Here is a 24,188-nt window from a genome sequence, read left to right on the forward strand (position 1 = left end):
AGATGAGCAAGGATGAGGCTGTGCTGATCTGCTGCGGACTCGTGACCCTCGACCTGACCCAGGTGGTCCGTGCGCTCCCCGGGCCGAACGAGAAGGTCGTGGCGGTCTCGCAGAGCGCGACCTTCGGAGGTCCCGCAGCCAACGCGGCAGCGACGGCCGCAGCGCTCGGCGTCCGGACCCGACTGGTGACGGCGGTGGGCTCCGGTGTGCTCGCGGACGTCGTGCGGGCGGAGGTCGCCGCTGCGGGGGTCGAGCTGGTCGAGCCCGCGAGCGAGGACCGCTCGGAGCCTGCTGCCCGACCGGACGGAGCAGATGGCCCGGCCGTGTCCACGGTGCTCGTGACGGCGGGGACCGGCGAGCGGGCCGTGGTGAGCACGAACGCGGCGAACCGGCCCGTGGCGCTGCCCGACGGGTCGCTGCTCGACCGCACGTTCGGACTCCGGCCGAAGGGGCGCGACGCGGGGGAGGTCCTGCACCAGGGGCGGGACGTGCTGCTCCTCGACGGGCACCACCCGGCGCTCGCCTCGGCCGTGGCACGCCGAGCGCGCGAGGGCGGGTACGTCGTCGTGCTCGACGGCGGGTCGTGGAAGGACGGGACCGCGGACCTCCTCCCGCTGTGCGACGCCGTCGTGCTCTCGGAGGACTTCCGCGTCCCGGGCGAGCCGGCCGAGCGGGTGCTCGACGCGGTCGCTGCGTTCGGTCCGTCCTTCGTCGCGCGTTCGCGCGGGGCGAGGTCGCTCGAGCTGCTCGACGCGGGGACCAGGTCGACCGTCCCGGTCCCGGCCGTCCACGCGGTCGCCGACACCCTGGGGGCGGGCGACGTGCTGCACGGCGCGTTCGCCGCCAGGATCGCCCTCGGGGAGGCGTGGACGAGCGCACTCGAGCACGCAGCCGCGGTCGCCTCGCGTTCCGTGACCTTTCCGGGCGCCAGGGGCTGGGTCGGCGCGAGCGGGACGCGACGCCGCTGACCTGGGTCGCGCGGTTCGCGGAGGAGGCTGCAAGCGGCTCCGTGCCGCGGGTCGGCCACCCGCTGGCGCGGCATATCGCGGGAGTGTGAACGAAGTACAACGGTTTGGACACGACGCGCTGAACGGGTTGACATGCGCTTAGTAAAGGAGGTCTACTAACAAACATGACAACGGCAGTCACGAGAAGTGCAGCAGCACGGAGGGGGCTGAGCACAGGCCTCCGACCCACCTCCAAGGTGCTCCCCGAGCACGCTCGTGCGCACAACCGGTCGTTGGTCCTCCAGCACCTGTTCCACGAGGGCCCCACCTCGCGCGCAGACCTCGCCCGCGCCACCTCGCTGACGAGGGTGACCATCTCCGACCTGGTCTCGGTGCTCATCGCCGAGGGCCTGGTCGAGGAGCTGGGCATCCGTCCCGGCCAGCGTGTGGGCAAGCCCGCGATCCTCATCGGGATGCGGACGAGCGCCTACCAGATCGTCTCGGTCGACCTGACGGACGACGCGCTCATGCGCGGCGCGGTCATGTCGCTCACAGGCGACTTCGTGGTCCGCCAGAGCCTCGCGATCGAGGGCCGTGCCGGCACCGAGCTGGTCGACCTCCTCACGCGCTTCTGCCGCGGGCTCATCGCGGTCGCGACGCGACCGGTCCTCGGCGTGGGCATCGGTTCGCCCGGTGTCGTCGACACCGCGGGCCGTGTCATCGAGGCCCCGAACCGCCGCTGGTACGACGTGCCCCTCGCCGAGCAGCTCGCGGAGAGCCTCGCACTTCCCGTCCACGTCGCGAACGACGCGAACATCGCCGCGCTCGGCGAGTTCACCTTCGGTGGCGCGGACGGCACGGGACTCATGGTCCTCACGGTCGGCGAGGGCGTCGGGGCCGGCATCATGCTCGACGGGTCCAGGGTGCGCGGCGCGGTCGACGCAGCCGGTGAGCTCGGGCACGTCACCGTCGTCGACGACGGACTGCCCTGCGCCTGTGGACGCACGGGCTGCCTCGAGACCATCCTGTCCGTGCCGGCTCTCCGCCGTGCGGTCGAAGGGCTCGACAAAGAAGCTTCCGATGCCGTCCTGGCGTCGGTCGGCAGGCTCCTGGGCATCGCCCTCGCTCCTGTTGTCTCAGCGCTCAACCTCGGCGAGATCCTCATCAGCGGTCCCGCGGACCTGCTCGACGGTCCTCTCCGTGATGCGGCGATCGACACCATCAACGCTCGGACCATGCCGGCGATCAACGCCGGTCTCGAGCTCCGGATGGCTTCGCTCGACGAGGACGTCGTCCTCGCGGGGGCAGCCGTCCTCATCCTGTCCGGCCAGCTGGGCGTCTCGTGAGCTCGACTCACGGCCGTCGGGCTGACCCGGTCCTGCAGTAATCCCAGTAGCAGTACCGCAGTACCTCCCGTATCACCTCAGGTGGTGTCATCGACGCCGCCACTTCGAATTACCGAGAGGAAGTACCCCAGTGAAGAGGAACCGCCTCGTCGCCACCACGGTGGCTTCGACGATCACCCTGGCGCTCGCGCTCACCGCGTGTGGCTCCGGCGACTCCGGCTCCGACGGCGCCTCGGGCGACGCTGCCAAGACGGGCGACATCCGCGTCTGGCTCGTCGGCACCGACACGCCCGCGGACGCTCGCGAGTACCTCAAGACGACCTTCGAGAAGGAGAACCCCGGTTCTACCCTCACGATCGAGGAGCAGTCCTGGACCGGTCTGGTCGACAAGCTCACGACCTCGCTCGCCAGCTCCGACAGCCCCGACGTCGTCGAGGTCGGTAACACGCAGGCCGCCGCCTTCACCTCGGCCGGCTTCTTCACCGACCTGACGGACAAGTACGAGGCGCTCGGCGGCGACGACCTGCTCCCCGGCTTCGTCGAGGCCGGCACGTACGACGAGAAGTTCTACGCGGCCCCGTACTACTCCGGTGCGCGTGCAGTCTTCTACTCGCAGCAGATCGTCGGCGACGGGTTCGTCGCCCCCGAGACCCTCGACGACTACGTCGCGCAGGGCAAGGCCCTCACGACCGACACGCGCTCGGGCATCTACTGGCCCGGCCAGGACTGGTACAACGGCCTCCCCTACATCTGGGAGAACGGTGGCTTCATCGCCGAGAAGAAGGGCGACAAGTGGGAGGCCGGCTTCTCCTCCGAGGGCGGCATCAAGGGCCTCGAGCAGATCCAGGACGTCATGCTGACGGCCTCGAAGGCTCCCAAGGACGGCCAGGAGACCGACCAGCAGATCCCCTTCTGCGAGGGCAACATCGGCTTCCTCTCCGCACCGACGTGGGTTCAGTGGTCCATCAAGGCTGAGGAGACGGCCGACGCGCCTGGCTGCGCCACGACCTACGGCTCCGACCTGCACGCCTTCGCCCTCCCGGGCAAGGAGGCCGGCAAGGCCGCCCAGGTCATGGCCGGTGGCTCGAACATCGCCATCGCGTCGAAGTCCAAGAACCAGGAGCTCGCGCTCAGCGCTCTCGAGATCATGGTGAGCGACGGCTACCAGGAGATCATGGCCACCAACGGCCTGATCCCGGCCAAGGTCTCGCAGGCCAAGTTCCTGCCGGACGACGAGATCACGCAGGCGGGTGCCGCTGCCGCGGCCGCTGCCAAGCTGACCCCGGCTTCCCCGAAGTGGGCCGACGTCGAGGCCAAGAAGTACCTCCAGGACGCGTTCGTCCAGCTCGCTCAGGGTGGGGACGTCCAGGCGATCGCCACGAAGCTCGACGAGCAGATCGAGTCGACGCTCAACAGCTGATCCCAGGTGATCCTCCGTGAGGAGGATCACCGACCTGGTGCCGCAGGGGTGGGAGTTCCGCGGAGCTCCCACCCCTCGGCATGACTGGACACCCTCGCACCACCTGCCTCCGCACGGTCCTGCTCGAACCGTGCAAGCCCTCGACGGAGTGAGAAAATGAGCTCATCCACCCTCGAGTCGTCCCCAGCGGTCGAGCTGAAGGACACTCTCAAGCCCCCGAAGAAGCGGTCATCCAAGCTGCCCTGGCTCTTGCTGGCCCCTAGCCTCCTGGTCCTGGCCATCATGGTCGGGTACCCGTTGGTCAACCTCTTCATCATGTCGTTCCAGAAGTACGAGCGCGCCCAGCTCATGGGAGTCCCCGCCGAATGGGTGGGCTTCCAGAACTACACCGACACGCTCACCGACCCGGTCTTCTGGACGGTCCTCGCCCGCAGCTTCGCCTTCATGGTGGTCTGCGTGTTCCTCACCATGGCGATCGGCATCCTGCTCGCCCTGCTGATGATGCGCCTCAACAAGTTCTTCCGTCTGCTCGTCTCGATCGGCCTGCTGCTGGCCTGGGCCATGCCCGCCCTCGCCGCGGTGATCGTGTGGGGCTGGATCTTCGACACCCAGTACGGCGTGGTCAACAACGTGCTGACGAAGATCACGGGGGACAACTGGATGGGCCACTCGTGGCTCATCAACCCCCTGATGTTCTACATCGTGGCTGCCTTGATCATCGTCTGGCAGAGCGTGCCGTTCGTGGCGTTCACGATGTACGCCGGCCTGACCCAGGTTCCCGGTGAGGTCCTCGAGGCCGCTTCGCTCGACGGTGCGACGCCGGCCCAGCGCTTCCGACTGATCATGGTCCCCTACGTGCGCAGCATCATCGTCGTCCTCATCATCCTGTCGATCATCTGGGACCTGCGCGTCTTCACCCAGATCTTCGTGCTCCAGGGCATCGGTGGCATCGCCGAGAAGACCAACACCATCGGCGTGTACATCTACCAGATGGGCATGGCCCAGGGGCACTACGGCGCCGCGAGCGCCATCGCCGTCATCCTGGTGTTCATCATGATGGGGATCTCGTACTACTACGTGCGCCAGACCGTCAAGGAGGAAGAGCTGTGAGCACCCTCAACCCGACCGTCGCGGGGACCGCCACGACGGCACCTCGGTCCTCGGGGAGCGGCCCGCGCAAGACCCGTGAGGGACAGCGCAAGAAGGTCTCGAACGTCGTCTACAGCGTGATCGCCGTGATCGTCTTCGCGGCCTCGGCGTTCCCGGTCTACTGGATGATCAACTCGTCCTTCCTGCCGACGAACATGATCCGCAGCACGGACCTGACGTTCTTCCCCGGCTCCTCGTTCACCTTGAAGAACTACGAGGACGCGATCTTCAACCAGGAGCGCGCGCCGTTCCTGCCCGCCCTGGGCAACTCGGTCATGGTCACGTTCTTCGTCCTGATCGTGTCCATGGTCCTGGCGTTCCTGGCGTCGCTCGCCGTGACCCGGTTCAACTTCAAGGGCCGCAAGGCGTTCATCATCGCGATCCTCGCGGTCCAGATGATCCCGGGCGAGGCCATGATGATCTCGATCTTCCGGATCATCGACGGGTGGCAGCTCCTCAACTCGATCATCGGCCTGGGCATCGTCTACCTGTCGGGCGTCCTGCCCTTCACGATCTGGACGCTGCGCGGGTTCGTCGCCGGGGTCCCGGCCGAGCTCGAGGAGGCAGCCATGATCGACGGCTGCTCGCGCGCCAAGGCCTTCTGGCGGATCACGTTCCCGCTGCTGGCACCGGGCCTCGTGGCGACCGGCGTCTTCGCGTTCATCCAGGCCTGGAACGAGTTCGTGATGGCGCTGATCATCATGACCCGTCCGGAGTCCATGACGTTGCCGCTCTGGCTGCGCACGTTCCAGCAGGCCACGCAGGCCACCAACTGGGGCGGCCTGATGGCTGGCTCGGTGCTGATCGCGATCCCGGTCGTCATCTTCTTCCTCATCGTCCAGGGGCGGATGACCGGCGGTCTCGTCTCAGGTGCGGTGAAGGGCTGACGTGAGCGAGGTGAGCACGGCTGCCTCGTCGCTCGGCGAGGCAGCCGCACTGCCGGGCGGCCATTCGGTCGGGCTGGATGTCGGCGGGACCAAGGTCCTGGGCGTGCTGCTCGGACCGGACGGAGCGATCGAGGGGTCGGTCAAGCTGCCGACCGTCCGCGGCCCGCAGGGCGTGGTCTCGAGCGCGGCCCAGGCCGTCAGGTCCTTGACGGACGCGGCGGGCCTCGCGCCCGCCGCGCTCGCGGGCCTCGGCCTGGGCGTGCCCGGGCTGGTCGACCCGCAGAGCGGATCGGTGATGCACGCGGTGAACCTCGGGATCGAGGGCGAGCCGTTCGGGCTGGCCCGCGAGCTCTCGGCGCTCTTCGGCGGGATCCCGGTGGACGTGGACAACGACCTGAACGTCGCGGCGCTGGGTGCCTCGCACGCCATGGGCCCCGAAGGTCAGGACCTGGCGTTCCTCGCGCTGGGGACGGGGCTCGCGGCAGGCATCGTCCTGGGGGGTGAGCTCCGACGAGGCGTGAGCGGGGCTGCTGGTGAGATCGGACACATCCCGATCAATCCAGAGGGTCCCCTGTGCGCGTGCGGTCAGCGGGGCTGCGTCGAGACCTATGCTTCGGGGACCGCGCTCAGTGCGCGGTGGCCCTCGAGGTTCGGTCGCCCGGCCCCCGCGGAGCTCTTCGAGGCGGCAGCGGCCGGAGACTCGGAAGCGCTGAGGATCAGGGACGAGTTCGCCGCAGCGGTGGCGAGCGCGATCCGCATCCTCGAGCTGACGGTCGACGTCCGGCACGTCGTCCTCGGGGGAGGGGTCACCGGTCTCGGCCGCCCTCTCCTCGACGTGGTGCGCAGCGCGCTCGTCGCGCAGTCGAGCACGTCGCCGTTCTTGTCCTCCCTGGAGCTCGAGAAGCGTGTCTCTCTGGCTCCGAGTGATGTGCCCGTTGCCGCGGTGGGAGCAGCCATCGCCGGCCGTAGGAAGGTGTCCTGATGGAAGTTGTCATTGCCCCCGCCGATCAGCTCGCGGTGCTCGCCGCAGAAGCGATCGACAAGCTGGTCCGCGCGACCCCGACCGCGGTCGTCGGCCTGGCCACCGGCTCGAGCCCGCTGAAGGTCTACGACGAGCTGGTCCGGCGCCACACCGAGGAAGGTCTCTCGTTCGCGCAGGCCAGGGCCTTCATGCTCGACGAGTACGTCGGCATCGCGGAGGACCACCCGGAGCGCTATCGCAACGTCATCGAGAAGGAGATCGCCTCGCGCGTCGACTTCGCCCCCGGTGCGGTGCAGGGGCCCGACGGCAACGCCGAGGACCTGGTCGCCGCGTGCGCCGACTACGAGCACAAGATCGTCGACGCCGGTGGCGTCGACCTGCAGATCCTCGGGATCGGCACCGACGGGCACATCGCGTTCAACGAGCCCGGCTCGTCGCTCGCCTCGCGGACGCGCATCAAGACGCTGACCGCACAGACCCGTGAGGACAACGCCCGCTTCTTCGGCGACGACCTCGCCCAGGTGCCTCAGCACTGCCTCACGCAGGGGCTGGCGACCATCATGTCTGCCAAGCACCTCGTGCTCCTCGCCTCGGGCAAGGGCAAGGCGGAGGCCGTGCACCAGCTCGTCGAGGGCCCCGTGTCGGCGATGTGGCCCGCGACGATCATGCAGATGCACCCGCACGCGACCGTCCTCGTGGACGATGCCGCGGCCTCGCGCCTGCAGCTCGGTGACTACTACCGCCAGACGTTCCTCTCGAAGCCGGAGTGGCAGGGTCTCTGACCCCAGCCCTCCGAAGCCTCCCCTCCTGGGAGGCCGCACGACAACCCGCCGACCCTGGTCACGCCCCTGACCTGGGTCGGCGGGTCTCTTCTTCCCCGACGTAGACTCGAGACCATGATCGAACCCTTGACCATCCCCACCAGCGGGCCCGCCGCAGGCAGCCCGGCCGGACCGGAACCGCTCGTTCCGGACAGCGACCCGAACGGCGGGACGTCGACGAGCGTCCTCGAGCGCACGGAGACCACGGCCGAGGTCGAGCCGGGGGATCACGAGCGTTTTGCGCACTACGTGCGCAAGGAGAAGATCATGCAGTCGGCGTTGTCCGGCAAGCCCGTGATCGCCCTGTGCGGCAAGGTCTGGGTCCCGGGTCGAGACCCCAAGAAGTTCCCGGTCTGCCCCACGTGCAAGGAGATCTACGACGGCCTTCGCGCCCCGCAGGACGGCGAGGGTGATTCCGGCAAGTGAGTGGACAGCCTCTCTCGAACTCGTCCGCTCGCCCGTCCTCGAACCTTCCCCCCTCAGCCCCGCTGGGGGCCTCGTCGGCCGCTGCCTCCCACCTGTCGCCCGCGTTCCCTCGGCGCGCCCCGTGGGGCACGGCGTCCAAGCTGCGCGCATGGCAGGCCGAGGCGCTCGAGCTCTACCGCGCACGTGCGCCGCGTGACTTCCTCGCGGTCGCGACCCCTGGCGCCGGCAAGACGACGTTCGCGCTGCGCGTCGCGACCGAGCTCCTCGAGCAGGGGGTCGTCCGGCGCGTGACGGTCGTCGCGCCCACCGAGCACCTCAAGCACCAGTGGGCCGACGCGGCCGCGCGTGTCGGGATCCGCATCGACCCGAACTTCCGCAACAGCCAGGGCCGCCACGGCGCGGGCTACGACGGGGTCGCCCTGACGTACGCCCAGGTGGCCGCCAAGCCGGCGCTCCACACGGCGCGCACCGAGGCCGAGCGGACCCTCGTCATCCTGGACGAGGTCCATCACGGCGGCGACGCGCTGTCGTGGGGAGAGGCGGTCCGGGACGCGTTCGAGCCGGCCACCAGGCGCCTGGCGCTGACCGGCACGCCCTTCCGCTCGGACACCGCGGCGATCCCGTTCGTCACGTACGAGCGGGGGCCGGACGGGATCCGGCGTTCGTCGGCCGACTACACCTACGGCTACGGCGACGCGCTGCGCGACCACGTGGTGCGGCCCGTGATCTTCCTGTCCTACTCAGGGCAGATGCGGTGGCGGACCAAGTCGGGCGACGAGGTCAGCGCCCGTCTGGGCGAGGCGCTGACCAAGGACATGACGGGCCAGGCGTGGCGGACCGCGCTGGACCCGGACGGGGAGTGGATCCCCTCGGTCCTGGCCGCGGCGGACAAGCGCCTGACCGAGGTCCGTCGGGCGATCCCCGACGCGGGCGGCCTGGTCATCGCGACCGACCAGACCGACGCCCGCGCCTACGCCGGGCACCTGGCGCGCATCACGGGGAAGTCGCCCACGGTCGTGCTGTCCGACGACGAGGGTGCGAGCGGGCGGATCGACGAGTTCTCCGACGGTGACGCCCGGTGGATGGTGGCGGTCCGCATGGTCTCCGAGGGTGTCGACGTGCCACGGCTCGCGGTGGGCGTGTACGCGACCTCGACCGCGACGCCGTTGTTCTTCGCGCAGGCGGTAGGGCGGTTCGTGCGCGCCCGACGCCGCGGCGAGACGGCGTCGGTCTTCCTCCCCAGCGTTCCGCACCTCCTGGCGCTCGCCAACGGCCTCGAGCTCGAGCGGGACCACGCGCTCGACCGCCCGCTCACGGCCGAGGAGCAGGGGGACATGTACAACCCCGAGGACGCGCTCATGGCGGCGGCGAACCGGGAGGACAAGGCGTCCGACGACCTCGCGGACGGCATGCAGGGCTCGTTCCAGGCCCTCGAGGCGCAGGCCTCGTTCGACCGCGTGCTGTTCGACGGCGGAGAGTTCGGGACCGAGGCCGACGTCGGGTCGGACGAGGAGCAGGACTTCCTGGGGCTGCCCGGCCTGCTGGACGCGGACCAGGTCACGAGCCTGCTGCGTCAGCGCCAGGCCGACCAGATGACGGCTCGCTCCAAGAAGGCCAAGAGCTCGGAGGCCGAGCGCAGCGAGCTCGAGCACCGGCGCGCCGCCGAGCTGCGCAAGGAGCTGTCCCAGCTCGTCGGCGCCTGGGCGCGCCGGAGCGGGCAGCCGCACGGCACGGTCCACACCGAGCTGCGTCGGCGGTGCGGGGGGCCGGAGGTCCCGCTCGCGACGGTCGCCCAGCTCGACGCGCGCGTGGCGGTGCTCCGCGGCTGGTTCGTGGGCAAGAAGTAGCGACCGTCGTCGCGGGAGCACGTGCTCCGTGACCGCAGAGGGCCCGCATGCTCGGCGAGCGTGCGGGCCCTCCGGCATCGAGACGTCAGGTCGTGGTTGACCGTCCGGCCCGCCGAGAGAGCCCGTTCACCCGTCGGGAGCGACCGGGAGCCGGGGCACACCGGCAAGCCCGGAGCGCCGCCGCCGTCAGGACCTGACGCGCGCTCAGTCGAGCCGGCGGACGACGGTCGGCAGCGCAGGGTCGCCCGCGGACAGTCGCCGGGCGCCGCGGGGGAGCTCGGCTCGTGCCTCGGCATGGCGTCTCGCCGCGTTGTGCACCCCGTACGCGCCGATCCAGCGGGAGTCGACGGCGCCGTCCACGACGAGCGGGACGTGCAGGGGACGCAGGTCCTCGTCGTCGGCAGGTTCCCAAGCGGTCACGGCCTCGTCGGGTCCGGTGACGAGGACCTCGGCGACGGCTCGCCCGTCGTCGCCGAACTGGCGGGCGGCGGACTTGCGCCCGCCCGTGCTGGTCTTGGCGGTCGACGCCTTGGCGACGGGCTGCAGGATCCCGTCGGCGTCGGCGCGCGACACGAGCTTGTAGACCATGCCGCAGGTCGGGGCGCCCGAGCCCGTCACGAGCGAGGTGCCCACGCCGTAGGCGTCGACGGGCGCCGCCGCGAGCGCCGCGATCGCGTACTCGTCGAGGTCGGAGGTCACGGTGATCCGGGTGTCCCGGGCGCCCAGGCCGTCGAGCTGCTTGCGGACCTCGACCGCCTGGATGCCGAGGTCACCGGAGTCGAGTCGTACGGCCCCGAGCCCGGTCCCGGCCGCCGCGATCGCGTTCTTGACGCCCTGGCGGACGTCGTAGGTGTCGACGAGGAGGGTGGTGCCCGTCCCCAGGGAGGCGACCTGGGCCGCGAAGGCCGAGGGCTCGTCGTCGTGCAGGAGCGTGAACGCGTGCGCGGCGGTGCCGATCGTCTCGATCCCGTACCGGCGCCCGGCCTCGAGGTTGGACGTGCCCGCGAACCCCGCGACGGCCGCGGCGCGGGCCGCCGCGACGGCGGCGTGCTCGTTCGCGCGACGCGAGCCCATCTCGAGGCACGGGCGTTCGACGGCGGCGCTCGTCATGCGCGAGGCGGCCGAGGCGACCGCGGAGTCGTAGTTGAGGATCGAGAGCACGAGCGTCTCGAGCAGCACGGCCTCGGCGAACGTGCCCTCGACGACCATGACGGGGGACTGCGGGAAGAACACGTCGCCCTCCGCGTACCCCGTGATCGAGCCCGTGAACCGGTAGCCGGCGAGGTAGTCGAGGGTGCGGTCGTCGACCACGTCCGCCTGGCGGAGCCAGTCGAGCTCGAGGTCGGTGAACCGGAACGTCGCGAGCGACTCGAGGACGCGGCCGGTCCCGGCGAGCACGCCGTAGCGGCGGCCCGCGGGCAGGCGTCGCGTGAAGACCTCGAAGAGGCAGTGCCGCTCGGCGGTGCCGTCGGCGAGCGCGGCCTGGAGCATGGTGAGCTCGTAGCGGTCGGTCAGCAGCGAGGACTGGGCGGAGGGTGCGAACGGGGCATGGTGAGCGGCCGGGGCGCCGGTGCCCGGGCGGTCTGCGGGACTCATGTGCCCAACCTAGGGCAGAAGCGGCCCGAGGGGCGTGCGCGCCTGCTCCCACGGACGCGCGCCCGGTCCACAGCGTCGCCGTGCACCCCGCGTTCAGCCCTCCCACCTGCGCATGGACGGCGCGCGGTGCGAGGTGGGGCACCGCATAGAGTGGGGTCGTGACTGGAACGGCGACAGCGGGGCCTCGCCTCGACGAGGAGATCGACACGCGGGAGGGGCTCTCCCTCGCCGACACCTGGGTGACCCTCGTGTGGAACGACCCGGTGAATCTCATGAGCTACGTCAGCTACGTGTTCGAGAGCTACTTCGGTTACAGCCAGCAGAAGGCCAAGACGCTCATGCTCCAGGTGCACCACGAGGGTCGGGCGGTGGTCTCGTCCGGCGGGCGGGAGAAGGTCGAGGTGGACGTGCAGGCGATGCACGAGTTCGGGCTGTGGGCCACGATGCAGCGGAGCGGGGAGTAGTGCGCCCGTTCCGTCGGGCACGCCGCGGCTACGTCGCGGAGCTGAGCGCCGCCGAGCGGCTCGTCCTCGCGCACGTCGTGGGTGACGTCGTCGAGCTGTTGCAGGAGCAGGCGGGCCCCGGGAGCGAGGAGGCCGCGGCGCCGTCGGAGGCGGCGACCATCGAGGGCGTCGCGCCGCTCACCGCGCCCCCCGAGGAGGTGCGCGCGCCCACGGATCCCGCGGTCCGCCGTCTGCTCCCTGACGCGGCGCCCGAGGACGCGGGGGTCTCGGCCGAGTTCCGGCGGTTCACCCAGGGCGACCTGGCCGCCGAGAAGTCGCAGCGGCTGCTGCTGCTCGCGGACCTCCTGCTCGCGGGAGACCCGCAGGACGCGGAGGTGCTCACGCCCCTGGTCGTCCGGCCCGACGACGCACGTCGCGTCGCGGGGGCCCTCACCGACGTCCGGGTCGTCCTGGCGGAGCGCCTCGACCTGCGCACCGACGACCAGGTGGAGGACCTGCACGACGAGGTCCTCGCGCGCGAGGCCGCCGACGTCGAGGAGGACGAGGGCGTTCCTGACGCCGCCCGGCGGTTCCTCGCGAGCGTGTTCCTCATGTCCGGCTGGCTCCAGGAGTCGCTCGTGGACCTGATGCTGGCCGAGGTCCGCCGCTCGCCCCGCTGAGCCGTACGCGCCATGTAGCACGCTTGTAAGTCACTCGCCACATTTCTGTCAAGATGCGCAGAGGGTGAAGTGGTGCCAGGATTGTCCTTGTTGAACCGGGACGTCCGCGTCCCGGCCGAGAGAAAGAGGGACAACATGCCTACGTGGCTCATCATCCTGCTCGTCGGAGTCGTGCTGCTCGTGTTCGGTGTGGCCGTCGAAGCAGCGAAGTTCCTGATCTGGCTCGGCATCATCGTGCTCGTCGTCAGCCTCGTCGTGGGGCTGGTCGGACGGGGCAAGGCGAAGGTCTAGGCATCCCGGGCCGCCGTCCTGACAGGCGGGCCCGGGACCAGGACCGGAGGGCGTCGCACGCACGTGCGGCGCCCTTCGTCGTGCCTCGTGGTCGCCTGTGTTCGGTGACACAGAGGGCGCCGGGGCGCCGGGACCACCGAACCGGCGTGGGCGGCACTAGGCTCGACCCCGTGAACGACGCACCCATCGGCATCTTCGACTCGGGAGTCGGGGGACTCACCGTCGCCCGCTCGATCCTCGACCAGCTGCCGAACGAGTCGCTGCTGTACATCGGGGACACCGCGAACAGCCCGTACGGGCCCAAGCCGCTCGCCGCGGTGCGCGCCATGGCGCTCTCGATCATGGACCAGCTGGTCGACGAGGGCGTCAAGATGCTCGTCATCGCGTGCAACACGGCGTCGTCCGCGGTGCTGCGCGACGCCCGCGAGCGCTACACCGCGCGCTACGGGATGCCCGTCATCGAGGTCATCCTGCCGGCGGCACGCCGCGCGGTCGCCGCGACCCGTACGGGGAACATCGGCGTGATCGGGACGCGGGGGACCATCGAGTCGCGCGCCTACGACGACGCGTTCGCCGTGGCCCCGGGCCTGCGGCTCACGTCCCAGGCGTGCCCGGAGTTCGTCCGTCTCGTCGAGGCCGGGGTGACCTCGGGCCCCGAGGTCCTGGAGATCGCGCACGAGTACCTCGCCCCGGTCCGCGCTGCCGGGGTCGACACCCTGGTGCTGGGCTGCACGCACTACCCGCTGCTCGCGGGCGCCATCTCGTACGTCATGGGCGACGAGGTCACGCTCGTCTCGAGCGCCGAGGAGACCGCCAAGGACGTCTACCGCACGCTCGTCGCGCACGGCCTGGAGCGTTCGCGCGAGGCGGGCGCCCCGCGCCACCGCTTCCGTGCGACGGGCAGCGCCGAGCCGTTCGACCAGCTCGCGCGTCGCTTCCTCGGGCCCGAGGTCTCGCTGGTGGAGGCCGTCTGATGCGGCTGGTCGTCGTCGGCTGCTCCGGCTCGTTCGCCGGCCCCGACTCTCCCGCGTCCTCGTACCTGGTCCAGGTGCCCGGCACCGACTCACCGGACGGGCGGGAGTGGAACCTCCTGCTCGACATGGGCAACGGTGCGCTCGGCGCGCTCCAGGGCATCCTCGACCCGCGCCGGCTCGACGCGATCGGCCTGTCCCACCTGCACCCCGACCACTTCGTCGACGTGTGCGGTCTGTACGTGTACCTCAAGTACCACCCGGACCGGCTCGCCGCGGCGGCGGGTACGGCCGCGGAGACGGTCGTGGTGGCGCAGGCGGCGACCGACGGGTCCGTCGCGCAGGACGCCGCGGCCACCCTGCCGGTCTGGGGCCCCTCGAACACGGCCGAGAGGATCGGGGCGACCTACGGTCTGGAGGCGGGGGAGTCGCTCGGGTCCCAGTTCGACTTCCGGGCGTGGGTCCCCGGGCAGGTGGTCACGGTCGGTCCGCTCGAGATCGAGCCGTTCCGCGTCTACCACCCGGTCGAGGCCTACGGCGTGCGGGTGACCGGGCCCTCGAGCCTGGTCCCGGGGGAACGGGTCACGCTCGCGTACACGGGGGACACGGACTTCTGCGACGGCGTGGTCGAGCTGGCCCGGGACGCGGACCTGCTCCTGGCGGAGGCCGCCTTCCACGAGGGGCGGGACGACGCGGTCGACCGCGGCATCCACCTCACGGGCAGGCGGGCGGGCGAGGTCGCCACGGCGGCGGGCGCGAAGCGCCTGGTCCTCACGCACCTGCCCGCGTGGAACGACAAGCAGGCCGCCCGCGACGAGGCCACCGCGGTCTACGACGGTCCGGTGGACCTGGCCGCGACGGGCCGGGTCTTCACGCTCTGAGCCCGGATAGGCTGGCTCCATGACTTCAGCCTCCACCTCCCAGACCGTCCGCGCGGACGGCCGCGCGCCCGACGAGCTCCGCCCCGTCACGATCACCCGGAACTGGCTCGACGCCGCGGAGGGCAGCGTGCTCGTCGAGTTCGGCCGCACGCGCGTGCTGTGCGCGGCCTCGTTCACCGAGGGCGTGCCGCGCTGGCGCAAGGGCTCGGGCCAGGGCTGGGTCACGGCCGAGTACTCGATGCTCCCGCGCGCGACCAGCACCCGCAGCGACCGTGAGTCGGTCAAGGGCCGCATCGGCGGGCGCACGCACGAGATCTCGCGCCTCATCGGCCGTTCGCTGCGCGCCGTGATCGACGTCTCGGCGCTCGGCGAGAACACGATCGTGCTCGACTGCGACGTCCTGCAGGCCGACGGCGGCACGCGCACCGCGGCGATCACGGGCGCGTACGTCGCGCTCGCCGACGCCGTGACCTGGGGCAAGAAGCACGGCGCGATCAAGGGCGGCAAGAAGGTCCTCACGGACTCGGTGTCGGCCGTGAGCGTCGGCATCATCGACGGCACGCCCATGCTGGACCTGCCCTACGTCGAGGACGTGCGCGCGGACACCGACATGAACGTGGTGGTCACGGGCTCGGGCGACTTCGTCGAGGTGCAGGGCACGGCCGAGCACGCGCCGTTCAACCGCACCGAGCTCGACGTCCTGCTGGACCTCGCGCTCCACGGGACGTCCGAGCTCGCGATCATCCAGCAGCTCGCGCTCGACGAGGCGTCGCGGTGAGCGCTGCGTCCGGCGTGAGCGTCCCGGCCGGCGCATTGCTCGTGCTCGCGACCCACAACGTGGGCAAGCTCGCCGAGCTGCGGGCCATCCTCGCGGCCCAGCCGGGCCTCGACCTGCCGCCCGAGGCCGTGGTCTCGGCGCGTGAGGTCGGTGCGCCCGAGCCCGTCGAGGACGGCGTGACGTTCGCGGAGAACGCGCTCATCAAGGCGCGCGCTCTCGCTGCGGCGACCGGCCTGCCCGCCGTGGCCGACGACTCGGGGCTCGCGGTCGACGTCCTGGGCGGTGCGCCGGGGATCTTCTCGGCGCGCTGGTCCGGTCGCCACGGCGACGACCAGGCGAACCTCGACCTTCTCCTCGCCCAGCTGGGCGACGTTCCCGCCGGGCACCGGGCAGCGGGCTTCGTGTGCGCAGCCGCGCTCGTGACGCCCGACGGGGGCGAGTGGGTGCGCACGGGCGAGATGCGCGGCACGCTCCTGACCGCCCCGCGCGGCGAGGGCGGGTTCGGGTACGACCCGATCCTCCTGCCCGACGGCGAGACCCGCTCTGCCGCCGAGCTGTCGGCCGCGGAGAAGAACGCGATCAGCCACCGGGGCAAGGCGTTCCGCGCTCTCGCGCCCCAGGTCGTCGCGGTGCTCACCGGGACGACGGTCGACGAGGTCCAGGTCCAGCAGCTCGCCTGAGCGGTGTCCGGCCGTGGCCCGCCTGATCGCAGGCGGGGGCCCGGTGCCAGGCCACCAGACGTGTCGGCCGAGAACGTCCGAGCGAGCGTGACCCCACCCGGGTCGCGCTCGCTCGGACGTCCGAGCCGCACGTCGAGGACGACGTTCCGTGCGCTCGACCACGACGTCGTGGCCACGAAACTCGTCAGAACGATCTCGACCTCGTCCTGGGCGCCAGGGGGGCAGGGCATCGAGCGGTGACCCGGTGCCGGTGCCCGGTCACGAGACGGGCTACCTGCCCCCGCGCCGCCGGGCACTCCAGACCGACGGACTGCCCTACCGGCGCCCGCGGACCGTGAGCACGAGGAGAGCGACGAGTCGCCAGCCCACGAGCGTCGCGAGCAGGAACGCCGCGGAGACCACGAGGAACGCGCTCGCGAGCCCCTCGCCCGTGGCCCAGCGCAGCGTCATCCCCACGACCCACGTCGTGACCCACAGCACGACCCCGGTCGGCCAGGCCGCGAGCGGCCACCGCCACGCGCGCAGCAGGACCCAGCCCGCCGCGAGGCCCACGAGGAAGGGCCAGGCGATCGACAGGACCGCGGTCAGCGGGCTGTCCGCCGAGTGCGTCGCCCGGCCGCCTGCCGCGAACGCGAGGACCGCGACGACGTCGAGCACGACGGCCAGGGCGACGACACCCGTCCGGACGGTCGGGCGGGGCGGGCTCGGGGCGGTGGCAGGCGTCGAGGTCATGGCCACGACGCTACCGGAGCGCGCCCGCGCCACGGTCCGCCGCCAGGTGTTGCGCGGGCCACGTCCACGGGCCGGGACGTGGCGCGGCAGGAGGGAAGGGCGCGCCTGCCCTTCAGGTCCCTCTAGGGTTGACCCGTGCACCTGGCTGTCGACGACCTCTCCTTCTCCTACCCCGGACGCCCCGTCCTCTCGGGCGTCTCCCTGCGCGTGGCCCCCGGCACGCGCCTCGGCGTGGTCGGTGAGAACGGCAGCGGGAAGTCGACGCTCCTGGGCGTCCTGGCCGGGACGCTGCCGCCGAGCGGGGGCGAGGTGCGCCGTCAGGGCTCGCTCGCCGTCGTCGAGCAGGAGCTCGTCCCGCTGCCCGGCCAGACCGTGGGCGACCTGGTCCGCGAGAGCCTCGCGACCGTGCGGGCCGTGGGAGCAGAGCTCGACGCCGTGACCCGCGACTTCGACCACGAGCACGGCAGCCTCGCCGAGCTCTCGGACGTGCTGGCCCGCGCCGAGCACCTGGCCGTGTGGGACGCCGACCGTCGCGTCGAGGTCGCGCTGTCCCGGCTGGGCGCGTGCCGCGACCCGCACCGCGAGCTCGCGACGCTCTCGGTCGGCGAGCGCTACCGCGTGCGCCTCGCGTGCCGCCTGGCCGAGCGCAGCGACCTCCTGCTCCTGGACGAGCCGACCAACCACCTCGACACGAGCGGCATCGACTTCCTCACGGGCGAGATCGTGGCCTGGGGCGGCGGGATCGTCATGGTCACGCACGACCGCCAGCTGCTCGACGACGTCGCGACCGAGATCCTCGACCTCGACCCGGCGATGGACGGCAAGCCGGTCCTGTACGGGCAGCCGGGCTACCTCGCCTACCGCTTCGCCAAGAACCAGGCCCTGCACCGGTGGCGTCAGCGCTACCGGGCAGAGCGCAAGCGCGCCGAGAAGCTCGCCGAGCGCCTCGACGCGTCGTACGAGGGGCTCTCCGACGAGTGGCGTCCCGCCAAGGGCAGCCAGAAGCACCGTCGCGCGACGCACGCGCGCATCCACGTCAAGGCCGCGGACCGGCTCGTGCAGAAGCTCGAGGCCGAGGCCGTCGAGGTCCCCGTCCCTCCGCTCGAGCTGCGCTTCCCCGACCTGCTGGCCATGTCGCCCGGGTGGGCCCCCGACCTGCCGCTGCTCGAGGTACGCAGCCCGCGCGTCGACGCAGGGCCGCGCGAGCGTCCGGGCGAGCCCGGCGGCCTGCCCGACGACGGAGACGGCCCGGCTCCCGCTGCCGTGCCCACGGGCGCCCGGCTCGACCTGCCCGGGACACGCATCGCGATCCCGCCGTCGGGGCGGCTGCTGATCACCGGGCCGAACGGCTCGGGCAAGTCGACCCTCCTCGCGGCGCTCGCGGGCACGATCGATCTCGATCGGGGCACCCGCTCGGTCGCCGAGGGCGTGCGGGTCGGGATCGTCGCGCAGGAGGGCCCCACGCTCCCGGCCGGCGCCGAGGAGCGCACGGGCTTCGAGGAGTACGCGCAGGAGGCGCTCGACCTGCTCTCGGCGGGCACGCTCGACCCGGACTACCTGGTGCCCGTCGCGTTCCTGGGGCTGCTGACCGAGGAGGACCTGGACCGGCCGCTGCGCGAGCTGTCCGCAGGGCAGCGGCGTCGCTTCGACCTGGCTCGCGCGCTGCTCGCCGTGCCGCACGTCCTGCTGCTCGACGAGCCGACCAACCACCTCTCGATCGACCTGGTCGACGAGCTGACCCAGGCGCTGCGCGTCACCCCCGCGGCCGTGGTGGTGGCGACGCACGACCGCCGGATGCGCGAGGACTTCGCGGACTGGCCCACGCTCGAGCTCTAGCGCGCGCCGCTCAGAACCCGTTCTCGGGGTCTCCCAGGAGCTGGGCCACGTGGTCGGGGACGTAGTTCGCCAGCTCGCGCGGGGGACGCACGTAGCTGCTCGACGCCCGGGGCCGGTCGGGCAGCTCGACCTTGTCGTGCGGCACGTCGACGTACGGGATGGTCGAGAGCAGGTGGGCGATCATGTTGAGCCGGGCGTTCTTCTTGGAGTCCGACTCGACGACGAACCATGGGCTCTCGGGGACGTCGGTGTGCACCATCATCTCGTCCTTGGCACGCGAGTAGTCCTCCCAGCGGTGGATCGACTCCAGGTCCATGGGGCTCAGCTTCCACTGGCGGACCGGGTCGGACAGCCGGGAGCGGAACCGCTTGAGCTGCTCGGCGTCCGAGACGGAGAACCAGTACTTGCGCAGCAGGATCCCGTCGTCGATGAGCATCTGCTCGAAGACCGGGGTCTGGCGCATGAAGCGCTGGTACTCCTGAGGCGTGCAGAAGCCCATGACCTTCTCGACGCCTGCCCGGTTGTACCAGGAGCGGTCGAACAGCACGATCTCGCCCGCCGCAGGCAGGTGCGCGATGTAGCGCTGGTAGTACCACTCCGAACGCTCGCGCTCGGTGGGCGTCGGCAGGGCGGCGATCCGTGCGATGCGCGGGCTCAGGTACTGCGTGATGCGCTTGATCGTGCCGCCCTTGCCCGCGGCGTCGCGGCCCTCGAAGATCACCACGACCCGCGTGCCCGTGGCCTGCGTCCACTGCTGGAGCTTGACGAGCTCCGCCTGGAGCCGGAACAGCTCGGCCTCGTAGACCTCACGGGACAGGGACGGGCCCTTGTTCTTCTTCGACTTCTTCTTCGACGTCTTCGACATGGCGACACGCTACCGCCGGCAGGAGGCGGCTCCGGAAGGCGCGCGAGCCGGTTCGCCCGGCCGTGCGGGTGAAGGTCCGCAGGCGCCGACGGCGCGCGGGACGAACAGGCGTCAGTCCGGTGCGGGGGCGGGCTTCATCCGCCGGTCGACCAGGCCCAGCAGGGCCGCGAGGCCCAGGAACACCACGGCCACGACCCCCGTGTTGAGCACGGCCTGCGGGTACCCGATCTCGGTCACCTCCATGAACGGGTAGGGGTACCAACGGGTGAACGCGCCCTGCACGAAGATGTAGACGATCCATGCGAGCGGCGCGACGACCGACCACCAGATCGTCGCGGAGTCGATGCGCGGGCGGGGGCCCACGACGAGCCACCCGACGACCGCGAGCAACGGACCGGCCTGGTGCATGAACAGGTTCGTGAAGAGGCCCGCGACGCTCAGCTCCTGCAGCCCGGCGAGCACCGTGTTGTAGACGATCCCGGTCACCGCGATGCACAGGAGCGCATCGAGCCGGGCGATGCGGAACACGCGCCCGTCGCGTACCGGGTTCACGAGGAGCATCGCGCTCGTGACCCCGACGAGAAGGTTCGACAGGATCGTGAAGTAGCTGAAGAAGTGGACCACGAGCGTCGCGGTCGAGTCGCCGGCCTCCGGGCCTCGGCCGAGGGTCGCGAACAGCTCCCACACCACTCCGGTCAGCGTCATGGCCGCGACCACGCCGTGCCACCAGCGGGCGGCCGTCACGCCACGCCACCCGGTGCGGGACGGCGTGGCGACCTGCGCGGCGCTCACGTGAGGCGGCCGACGTACGCCATGGCCTGGCGCAGGAGCGTGCCCTGACCGCCGTGCATCTCGAGCTGGACCTGGTCGCTGCACGCCTGCTCGGGCGTGAGCCACGCGAGCTCGAGCGCCTGCTGCTGGGGCTGGCAGTCGCCGGAGACCGGCACGACGTACGCGAGCGAGACCGCGTGCTGCCGCGGGTCGTGGTAGCCCGTGATGCCGGGCGTGGGGAGGTACTCGGCGACCGTGAACGGCTGCGGGGAGGCCGGGACGTGGGGGAGGGCCACAGGTCCCAGGTCCTTCTCGATGTGCCGCAGCAGGGCGTCGCGGATCCGCTCGTGGTACATCACACGGCCGGACACGAGCGCCCGGGTCATCTGACCCTCGGGGGTCACGCGCAGGAGCAGTCCGACCGCGACGACGTCGCCCGAGTCGTCGACCCGGACCGGGACGGCGTCGACGTAGACGAGCGGCAGGTGCGACCGTGCGGCCGCGAGGTCCTCGGCGCTCAGCCACCCGGCCGGCTGGGGGAGCTCACGGGAGAAGTCGTCGGGCGGGAAGTCCGCGGTGTCCGTCACCCGACTGTTCTACCACCCGCGCCCGTCCCGTGCCGCTGCACCGCAAGGCACGGGACACCGGCAGGAGGGGCGCCGCGGCGTCTCGTCGACCGAGCACCGCGACGCCCCACCGACCGGGCGCTCAGAGGGTCGGAGGACCCGCCACCGGCTCGGCGAGCCGGGCGATGAGCTCGACGAGCAGGCGCTCGCCGGCCGCGGACGGCAGCGCCTCGACGAGCGCCAGGAGCGGGGCCATGGGGCCCGTGCCGGGCTCGGGCGCGTCGCCTCCGCGCGTGTCGGCGCCACCCAGCACCGTGCGCTGCACGAGTTCCCAGGCCGTGGCCGAGTCGAGCGACCCGAGCGCCGCGACCGCCTCGGCGGGCTCGACGCCCGGTGCGAGCGTCGAGAGCAGTCCGGTCAGCACCTGCTCGGGGTCGGGTCGCGGTACACCGCGGACGGCGTCGGCGGCCGCGAGGAGCGCGCCACCCAGCTCGTCGACCACGCCCACCGTCACCGGGGTCACCGTGAAGTGCGTCGTGTGCGGCAGGCGCGAGCCGTCGGGCTGCGTGAAGCCCGGCTGGGGCTGGAGGACGAACCCGCTCGCCCGCACCGCGTCCGACCACACGTGCGGGTCGACCCGTCGGTCGGCAGGGACCGACTCGTCGGTCGCGACCGCCACGAGCGGTCCCACGGGGTGCCCCACGATCCGCAGGCCCTCGATCGACCCGAGCACCTCGCGCAGCGCGCTCGTGGCCACGGCGCAGCGTGCGGTCACGGCCCGGTAGCCGGGCTCGCCGAGCGCCTGCGTCACGGCCCACGCCGCGGCGAGCGGCCCTGCCGACTTGGAGCCCATGACGGTCGAGTTCACGACGGGGTAGCCCGGCCAGCGCGTCGTCGCGAACAGCTGGTGGCGCTGGCGGTCGCGGTCGCGCGTCAGCAGGACGGACGTGCCCTTGGGGGCGTAGCCGTACTTGTGGATGTCGGCCGAGATCGAGGTGACCCCCGGGACGCGGAAGTCGAAGAGCGGGACCTGGGCTGCGTCGTCGGGCCAGAAGGGCAGGACCCACCCGCCCACGCACGCGTCCACGTGGACCGGGACGCCCAGGGCGCTCGCGGCCGCCGCGACCTCCTCGACGGGGTCCACGACCCCGTGCGGGTAGGAGGGCGCGGAGACCACGACGAGCGCGACGTCCCGTCCGTCGCCCACGGCCGCGGCGAGGGCCGACGGGACTGCGCGGCACGTGACCGGGTCCACCGGGACGAGCACGAGCTCGAGCCCCAGGTAGGCCGCGGCCTTGTGGAACGCGGCGTGGACGGTCGTGGGGGCGACCACGCGCAGCGCGAAGCCGAGCGTCCCGACCGTGCGCGGCGCGCCGTCGGCCTGCGCGGGCTGGGCGGCGAGGAACGCGTCGCGCGCGGTCTTGACCGCCAGCAGGCAGCTCTCGGTCCCGCCGGACGTCACGGTCCCGACGACGCCGCTCGCGTCCCGCGCGCCGGTCCCGTGCAGCATGTCGCGCGCGAACGCCACGAGCTCGCGCTCCATGACCGCGACCGAGGAGAACGTCGTGGGGTCCAGGGCGTTGAGCGGCTGGACCGCGCGGATCGCGTCCCCGGCGAGGGCGTCGAGCTCGGACAGGTCCGGGTCGTAGACGTAGGAGAGCACACGGCCCCCGTGCGTCGGGGCGTCGGCCGCGCGCAGCGCTGCGAGGCGGTCGAGGATGCCCTCGGTCCGCAGGACGGGCGGGGCGGGCAGGGGGGTGGCGTCAAGGGCGCTCATGCGCGGCGGACTCCTCGGTGGGCACGTCGATGTCGCCCCTGCGCAGTCGATAGCGTACGAGGGCGACGAGGCTCAGCGCGACAAGAACCGCCGGGACCAGCGAGAACGAGAGCGCGATCCCGTCGATCGCTGCCGTCGACTGCTCGGGTGTGAAGCCCGCGCTCGAGGACTGGTAACCCGTGACCCACTGCACGAGGCTCAGCAACGCGGCGCCGAACGCCATGCCCGTCGTCTCGCCCGCGGTCCAGACCCCGCTGAAGGCACCGCCGCGATCGGACGCGCCCTGGCCCGTCATGGGCACCGTGCGCGCGTCGTGCGCGATCACGTCGGGGAGCATCGCGAGCGGCAGCGCCTGCATGCCCGCGTAGCCGACGCCCGCGAGGGCCGTGGGCAGGTAGACCCACGAGCCCGGGGCCCAGGCGAGGGGCACCATGCACAGCGTCGCGAGCGCGAACAGCGCGCTCGCCAGGACGAAGCTGCGCTCCTTGCCCACGCGGCGCGCGAGCCGGTTCCAGAGCGGCATGACCAGCAGTGCGGGGGCGATGAGCGCGGCGAACAGCAGGCTCACCGCGAGGTCCGACTCCAGGACGTACGTCGCGACGTAGTTCGCGGCCGCGAGCATGAGTCCCGTCGCGAGCGCCTGCAGGAAGAACGCCGTGAGGAGCACGCGGAAGGGCTGGCTCCTGCGCAGGGTCGAGACGGCCTCGGCGACCGCGATCCGGAAGGCGCCGAGCGCCGAGGCCGCTGCCACCGGGGCCGCGGCCTGCGCGCCCGGGGGGAGCTGCACCGTCGGGCCGGACGCCCGCGCGCCGCGCGGGGCCACGCGTGACGCCACGAACATGCCGGCCCCGATGACCAGGCCCGCGACCACCCCGAGGGTCAGGTACCCGGACAGCGAGCTCGTCTCGCCGCGCAGCACGGGACCGCCGGCGCCGAAGAGCAGGATCGCGAACGCGAGCGTCGCCACGCGCCAGCTGATGAGGCGCGTGCGCTCGTCGTAGGTCGGGGCGATCTCCGCGGGCAGCGCGATGTAGGGGACCTGGAACATCGAGAACGCCGTGGCCGCGAGCAGGAACGCGACCAGGACCCAGATCGAGGCGGCCACGGTCGACGCCCCTGCGGGCACGGCGAACGTCAGCGCGAAGAACACCGGGATCGCGACCGCACCGATCGTCATGAAGCGCCGCCTGGACCCGGTGCGGACCAGGTCGCGGTCGCTGCCGTACCCGATGAACGGGTCGATCACGACGTCCCAGACCTTGGCGCCCGTCACGACCAGGCCCGCGACCGCGGCCGGGACGGCGAGCGCGTCGGTCAGGTAGTACAGGAGCATGAGGCCCGGCAGCGTGCCGAACCCACCCGTGCCGACCGAACCGATGGCGTATCCCGCGATCGTGCGCGGCCTGAGGCGTTCCACGCGCCACAGCCTAGACGTGACCTCGCTCACGGCGACGCAGGCCAGGCCGACGGCGGTCGTGCGACCTGCCAGCACGCGC

General features: G+C 71.9%; 24 protein-coding genes. 17 read left to right on the forward strand and 7 right to left on the reverse strand.

The features are described 5' to 3' along the window. Nucleotides 1-2: 2 nt before the first annotated feature. The 9 genes from ACFWGN_RS18105 to ACFWGN_RS18145 all read left to right on the forward strand — a co-directional run bounded on the left by ACFWGN_RS18105 (nucleotide 3) and on the right by ACFWGN_RS18145 (nucleotide 9,825). Nucleotides 3-968, forward strand: a complete 966-nt coding sequence (locus tag ACFWGN_RS18105; RefSeq protein ID WP_377618822.1) for a PfkB family carbohydrate kinase — start codon at nucleotides 3-5, stop codon at nucleotides 966-968. Between the two features lie 164 nt (nucleotides 969-1,132). Beyond that, complete coding sequence (locus tag ACFWGN_RS18110; RefSeq protein WP_056650467.1) at nucleotides 1,133-2,293, forward strand: ROK family transcriptional regulator; 1,161 nt, start codon at nucleotides 1,133-1,135, stop codon at nucleotides 2,291-2,293. Nucleotides 2,294-2,423: 130 nt separating this feature from the next. Then, nucleotides 2,424-3,713 carry an extracellular solute-binding protein gene (locus ACFWGN_RS18115; protein ID WP_377618823.1) on the forward strand — a complete coding sequence of 430 codons (1,290 nt, stop codon included), beginning with the start codon at nucleotides 2,424-2,426 and terminating at the stop codon, nucleotides 3,711-3,713. A gap of 156 nt (nucleotides 3,714-3,869) precedes the next feature. Beyond that, nucleotides 3,870-4,823, forward strand: coding sequence for a carbohydrate ABC transporter permease (locus ACFWGN_RS18120; RefSeq protein WP_377618825.1), 954 nt, complete (start codon nucleotides 3,870-3,872; stop codon nucleotides 4,821-4,823). Then, nucleotides 4,820-5,749, forward strand: coding sequence for a carbohydrate ABC transporter permease (locus tag ACFWGN_RS18125; protein WP_377618827.1), 930 nt, complete (start codon nucleotides 4,820-4,822; stop codon nucleotides 5,747-5,749). The genes ACFWGN_RS18120 and ACFWGN_RS18125 overlap by 4 nt, the downstream gene beginning before the upstream one ends. A gap of 1 nt (nucleotide 5,750) precedes the next feature. After that, complete coding sequence (locus ACFWGN_RS18130) at nucleotides 5,751-6,731, forward strand: ROK family protein (RefSeq protein WP_377618829.1); 981 nt, start codon at nucleotides 5,751-5,753, stop codon at nucleotides 6,729-6,731. Continuing rightward, on the forward strand, nucleotides 6,731-7,513 hold the full coding sequence (gene nagB, locus ACFWGN_RS18135; RefSeq protein ID WP_377618831.1) for a glucosamine-6-phosphate deaminase: 783 nt from the start codon (nucleotides 6,731-6,733) through the stop codon (nucleotides 7,511-7,513). The genes ACFWGN_RS18130 and nagB overlap by 1 nt, the downstream gene beginning before the upstream one ends. 114 nt (nucleotides 7,514-7,627) lie before the next feature. Then, on the forward strand, nucleotides 7,628-7,978 hold the full coding sequence (locus ACFWGN_RS18140) for a DUF3039 domain-containing protein (protein WP_068625120.1): 351 nt from the start codon (nucleotides 7,628-7,630) through the stop codon (nucleotides 7,976-7,978). A gap of 62 nt (nucleotides 7,979-8,040) precedes the next feature. Next, complete coding sequence (locus tag ACFWGN_RS18145) at nucleotides 8,041-9,825, forward strand: DEAD/DEAH box helicase (protein WP_377618929.1); 1,785 nt, start codon at nucleotides 8,041-8,043, stop codon at nucleotides 9,823-9,825. Between the two features lie 204 nt (nucleotides 9,826-10,029). Here ACFWGN_RS18145 and ACFWGN_RS18150 read toward each other — a convergent pair whose 3' ends face one another. Beyond that, on the reverse strand, nucleotides 10,030-11,421 hold the full coding sequence (locus ACFWGN_RS18150) for a nicotinate phosphoribosyltransferase (RefSeq protein WP_191803595.1): 1,392 nt from the start codon (nucleotides 11,419-11,421) through the stop codon (nucleotides 10,030-10,032). 200 nt (nucleotides 11,422-11,621) lie between these two features. Here ACFWGN_RS18150 and clpS point away from each other — a divergent pair, with 200 nt between their 5' ends. The 7 genes from clpS (at nucleotide 11,622) to rdgB (ending at nucleotide 16,145) form a co-directional block, all read left to right on the forward strand. Further along, a complete protein-coding gene (gene clpS, locus ACFWGN_RS18155) occupies nucleotides 11,622-11,885 on the forward strand; it encodes an ATP-dependent Clp protease adapter ClpS (protein ID WP_056651395.1) in 264 nt (87 codons plus the stop codon). Beyond that, the gene (locus ACFWGN_RS18160) at nucleotides 11,855-12,544 is read left to right on the forward strand and encodes a DUF2017 family protein (RefSeq protein WP_377618833.1); all 690 of its coding nucleotides are present in this window, start codon (nucleotides 11,855-11,857) and stop codon (nucleotides 12,542-12,544) included. Before clpS ends, ACFWGN_RS18160 begins: the two co-directional genes overlap by 31 nt. Before the next feature lie 135 nt (nucleotides 12,545-12,679). Further along, on the forward strand, nucleotides 12,680-12,835 hold the full coding sequence (locus ACFWGN_RS18165) for a hypothetical protein (RefSeq protein WP_191803591.1): 156 nt from the start codon (nucleotides 12,680-12,682) through the stop codon (nucleotides 12,833-12,835). Nucleotides 12,836-13,005: 170 nt separating this feature from the next. Next, complete coding sequence (gene murI, locus ACFWGN_RS18170) at nucleotides 13,006-13,809, forward strand: glutamate racemase (protein ID WP_056650490.1); 804 nt, start codon at nucleotides 13,006-13,008, stop codon at nucleotides 13,807-13,809. Then, a complete protein-coding gene (locus tag ACFWGN_RS18175; protein ID WP_377618835.1) occupies nucleotides 13,809-14,687 on the forward strand; it encodes an MBL fold metallo-hydrolase in 879 nt (292 codons plus the stop codon). Before murI ends, ACFWGN_RS18175 begins: the two co-directional genes overlap by 1 nt. 19 nt (nucleotides 14,688-14,706) lie before the next feature. After that, nucleotides 14,707-15,465, forward strand: coding sequence for a ribonuclease PH (gene rph / locus ACFWGN_RS18180; protein ID WP_056650494.1), 759 nt, complete (start codon nucleotides 14,707-14,709; stop codon nucleotides 15,463-15,465). A gap of 14 nt (nucleotides 15,466-15,479) precedes the next feature. Then, nucleotides 15,480-16,145 carry an RdgB/HAM1 family non-canonical purine NTP pyrophosphatase gene (gene rdgB, locus ACFWGN_RS18185; RefSeq protein ID WP_377618931.1) on the forward strand — a complete coding sequence of 222 codons (666 nt, stop codon included), beginning with the start codon at nucleotides 15,480-15,482 and terminating at the stop codon, nucleotides 16,143-16,145. A gap of 315 nt (nucleotides 16,146-16,460) precedes the next feature. On the opposite strand, the gene ACFWGN_RS18190 is transcribed toward rdgB, so the two are convergent. Further along, the gene (locus ACFWGN_RS18190) at nucleotides 16,461-16,877 is read right to left on the reverse strand and encodes a DUF3054 domain-containing protein (RefSeq protein ID WP_377618837.1); all 417 of its coding nucleotides are present in this window, start codon (nucleotides 16,875-16,877) and stop codon (nucleotides 16,461-16,463) included. A gap of 135 nt (nucleotides 16,878-17,012) precedes the next feature. On the opposite strand from ACFWGN_RS18190, the gene ACFWGN_RS18195 reads away from it, so the two are divergent. Beyond that, on the forward strand, nucleotides 17,013-18,713 hold the full coding sequence (locus ACFWGN_RS18195) for an ABC-F family ATP-binding cassette domain-containing protein (protein WP_377618839.1): 1,701 nt from the start codon (nucleotides 17,013-17,015) through the stop codon (nucleotides 18,711-18,713). Nucleotides 18,714-18,723: 10 nt separating this feature from the next. On the opposite strand, the gene ppk2 is transcribed toward ACFWGN_RS18195, so the two are convergent. The 5 genes from ppk2 to ACFWGN_RS18220 all read right to left on the reverse strand — a co-directional run bounded on the left by ppk2 (nucleotide 18,724) and on the right by ACFWGN_RS18220 (nucleotide 24,109). Continuing rightward, nucleotides 18,724-19,578 (reverse strand): polyphosphate kinase 2, encoded by an 855-nt coding sequence (gene ppk2 / locus ACFWGN_RS18200; RefSeq protein WP_377618840.1) that lies wholly within the window; start codon nucleotides 19,576-19,578, stop codon nucleotides 18,724-18,726. 111 nt (nucleotides 19,579-19,689) lie between these two features. After that, nucleotides 19,690-20,370, reverse strand: coding sequence for a Pr6Pr family membrane protein (locus tag ACFWGN_RS18205; RefSeq protein WP_377618842.1), 681 nt, complete (start codon nucleotides 20,368-20,370; stop codon nucleotides 19,690-19,692). Beyond that, the gene (locus ACFWGN_RS18210) at nucleotides 20,367-20,936 is read right to left on the reverse strand and encodes an NUDIX hydrolase family protein (RefSeq protein ID WP_191803581.1); all 570 of its coding nucleotides are present in this window, start codon (nucleotides 20,934-20,936) and stop codon (nucleotides 20,367-20,369) included. The genes ACFWGN_RS18205 and ACFWGN_RS18210 overlap by 4 nt, the downstream gene beginning before the upstream one ends. Before the next feature lie 121 nt (nucleotides 20,937-21,057). Continuing rightward, nucleotides 21,058-22,692 (reverse strand): pyridoxal phosphate-dependent decarboxylase family protein, encoded by a 1,635-nt coding sequence (locus ACFWGN_RS18215; protein ID WP_377618844.1) that lies wholly within the window; start codon nucleotides 22,690-22,692, stop codon nucleotides 21,058-21,060. Beyond that, a complete protein-coding gene (locus tag ACFWGN_RS18220) occupies nucleotides 22,679-24,109 on the reverse strand; it encodes an MFS transporter (RefSeq protein ID WP_377618846.1) in 1,431 nt (476 codons plus the stop codon). Before ACFWGN_RS18220 ends, ACFWGN_RS18215 begins: the two co-directional genes overlap by 14 nt. Between the last annotated feature and the right edge of the window lie 79 nt (nucleotides 24,110-24,188).

Origin of the sequence: Oerskovia sp. NPDC060338 (genome assembly GCF_042726295.1) — a bacterium.
Taxonomy (GTDB): domain Bacteria; phylum Actinomycetota; class Actinomycetes; order Actinomycetales; family Cellulomonadaceae; genus Oerskovia; species Oerskovia merdavium.

Bases quoted from the DNA above. Each gene is read 5' to 3' on its own strand.
- rph (WP_056650494.1), top strand. From the start codon at position 14,707: ATGACTTCAGCCTCCACCTCCCAGACCGTCCGCGCGGACGGCCGCGCG.
- ACFWGN_RS18105 (WP_377618822.1), top strand. From the start codon at position 3: ATGAGCAAGGATGAGGCTGTGCTGATCTGCTGCGGACTCGTGACCCTC.
- ACFWGN_RS18120 (WP_377618825.1), top strand. From the start codon at position 3,870: ATGAGCTCATCCACCCTCGAGTCGTCCCCAGCGGTCGAGCTGAAGGAC.
- ACFWGN_RS18150 (WP_191803595.1), bottom strand. From the start codon at position 11,421: ATGAGTCCCGCAGACCGCCCGGGCACCGGCGCCCCGGCCGCTCACCAT.
- nagB (WP_377618831.1), top strand. From the start codon at position 6,731: ATGGAAGTTGTCATTGCCCCCGCCGATCAGCTCGCGGTGCTCGCCGCA.
- ACFWGN_RS18110 (WP_056650467.1), top strand. From the start codon at position 1,133: ATGACAACGGCAGTCACGAGAAGTGCAGCAGCACGGAGGGGGCTGAGC.
- ACFWGN_RS18140 (WP_068625120.1), top strand. From the start codon at position 7,628: ATGATCGAACCCTTGACCATCCCCACCAGCGGGCCCGCCGCAGGCAGC.
- ACFWGN_RS18165 (WP_191803591.1), top strand. From the start codon at position 12,680: ATGCCTACGTGGCTCATCATCCTGCTCGTCGGAGTCGTGCTGCTCGTG.
- ACFWGN_RS18190 (WP_377618837.1), bottom strand. From the start codon at position 16,877: ATGACCTCGACGCCTGCCACCGCCCCGAGCCCGCCCCGCCCGACCGTC.
- ACFWGN_RS18175 (WP_377618835.1), top strand. From the start codon at position 13,809: ATGCGGCTGGTCGTCGTCGGCTGCTCCGGCTCGTTCGCCGGCCCCGAC.
- ppk2 (WP_377618840.1), bottom strand. From the start codon at position 19,578: ATGTCGAAGACGTCGAAGAAGAAGTCGAAGAAGAACAAGGGCCCGTCC.
- ACFWGN_RS18215 (WP_377618844.1), bottom strand. From the start codon at position 22,692: ATGAGCGCCCTTGACGCCACCCCCCTGCCCGCCCCGCCCGTCCTGCGG.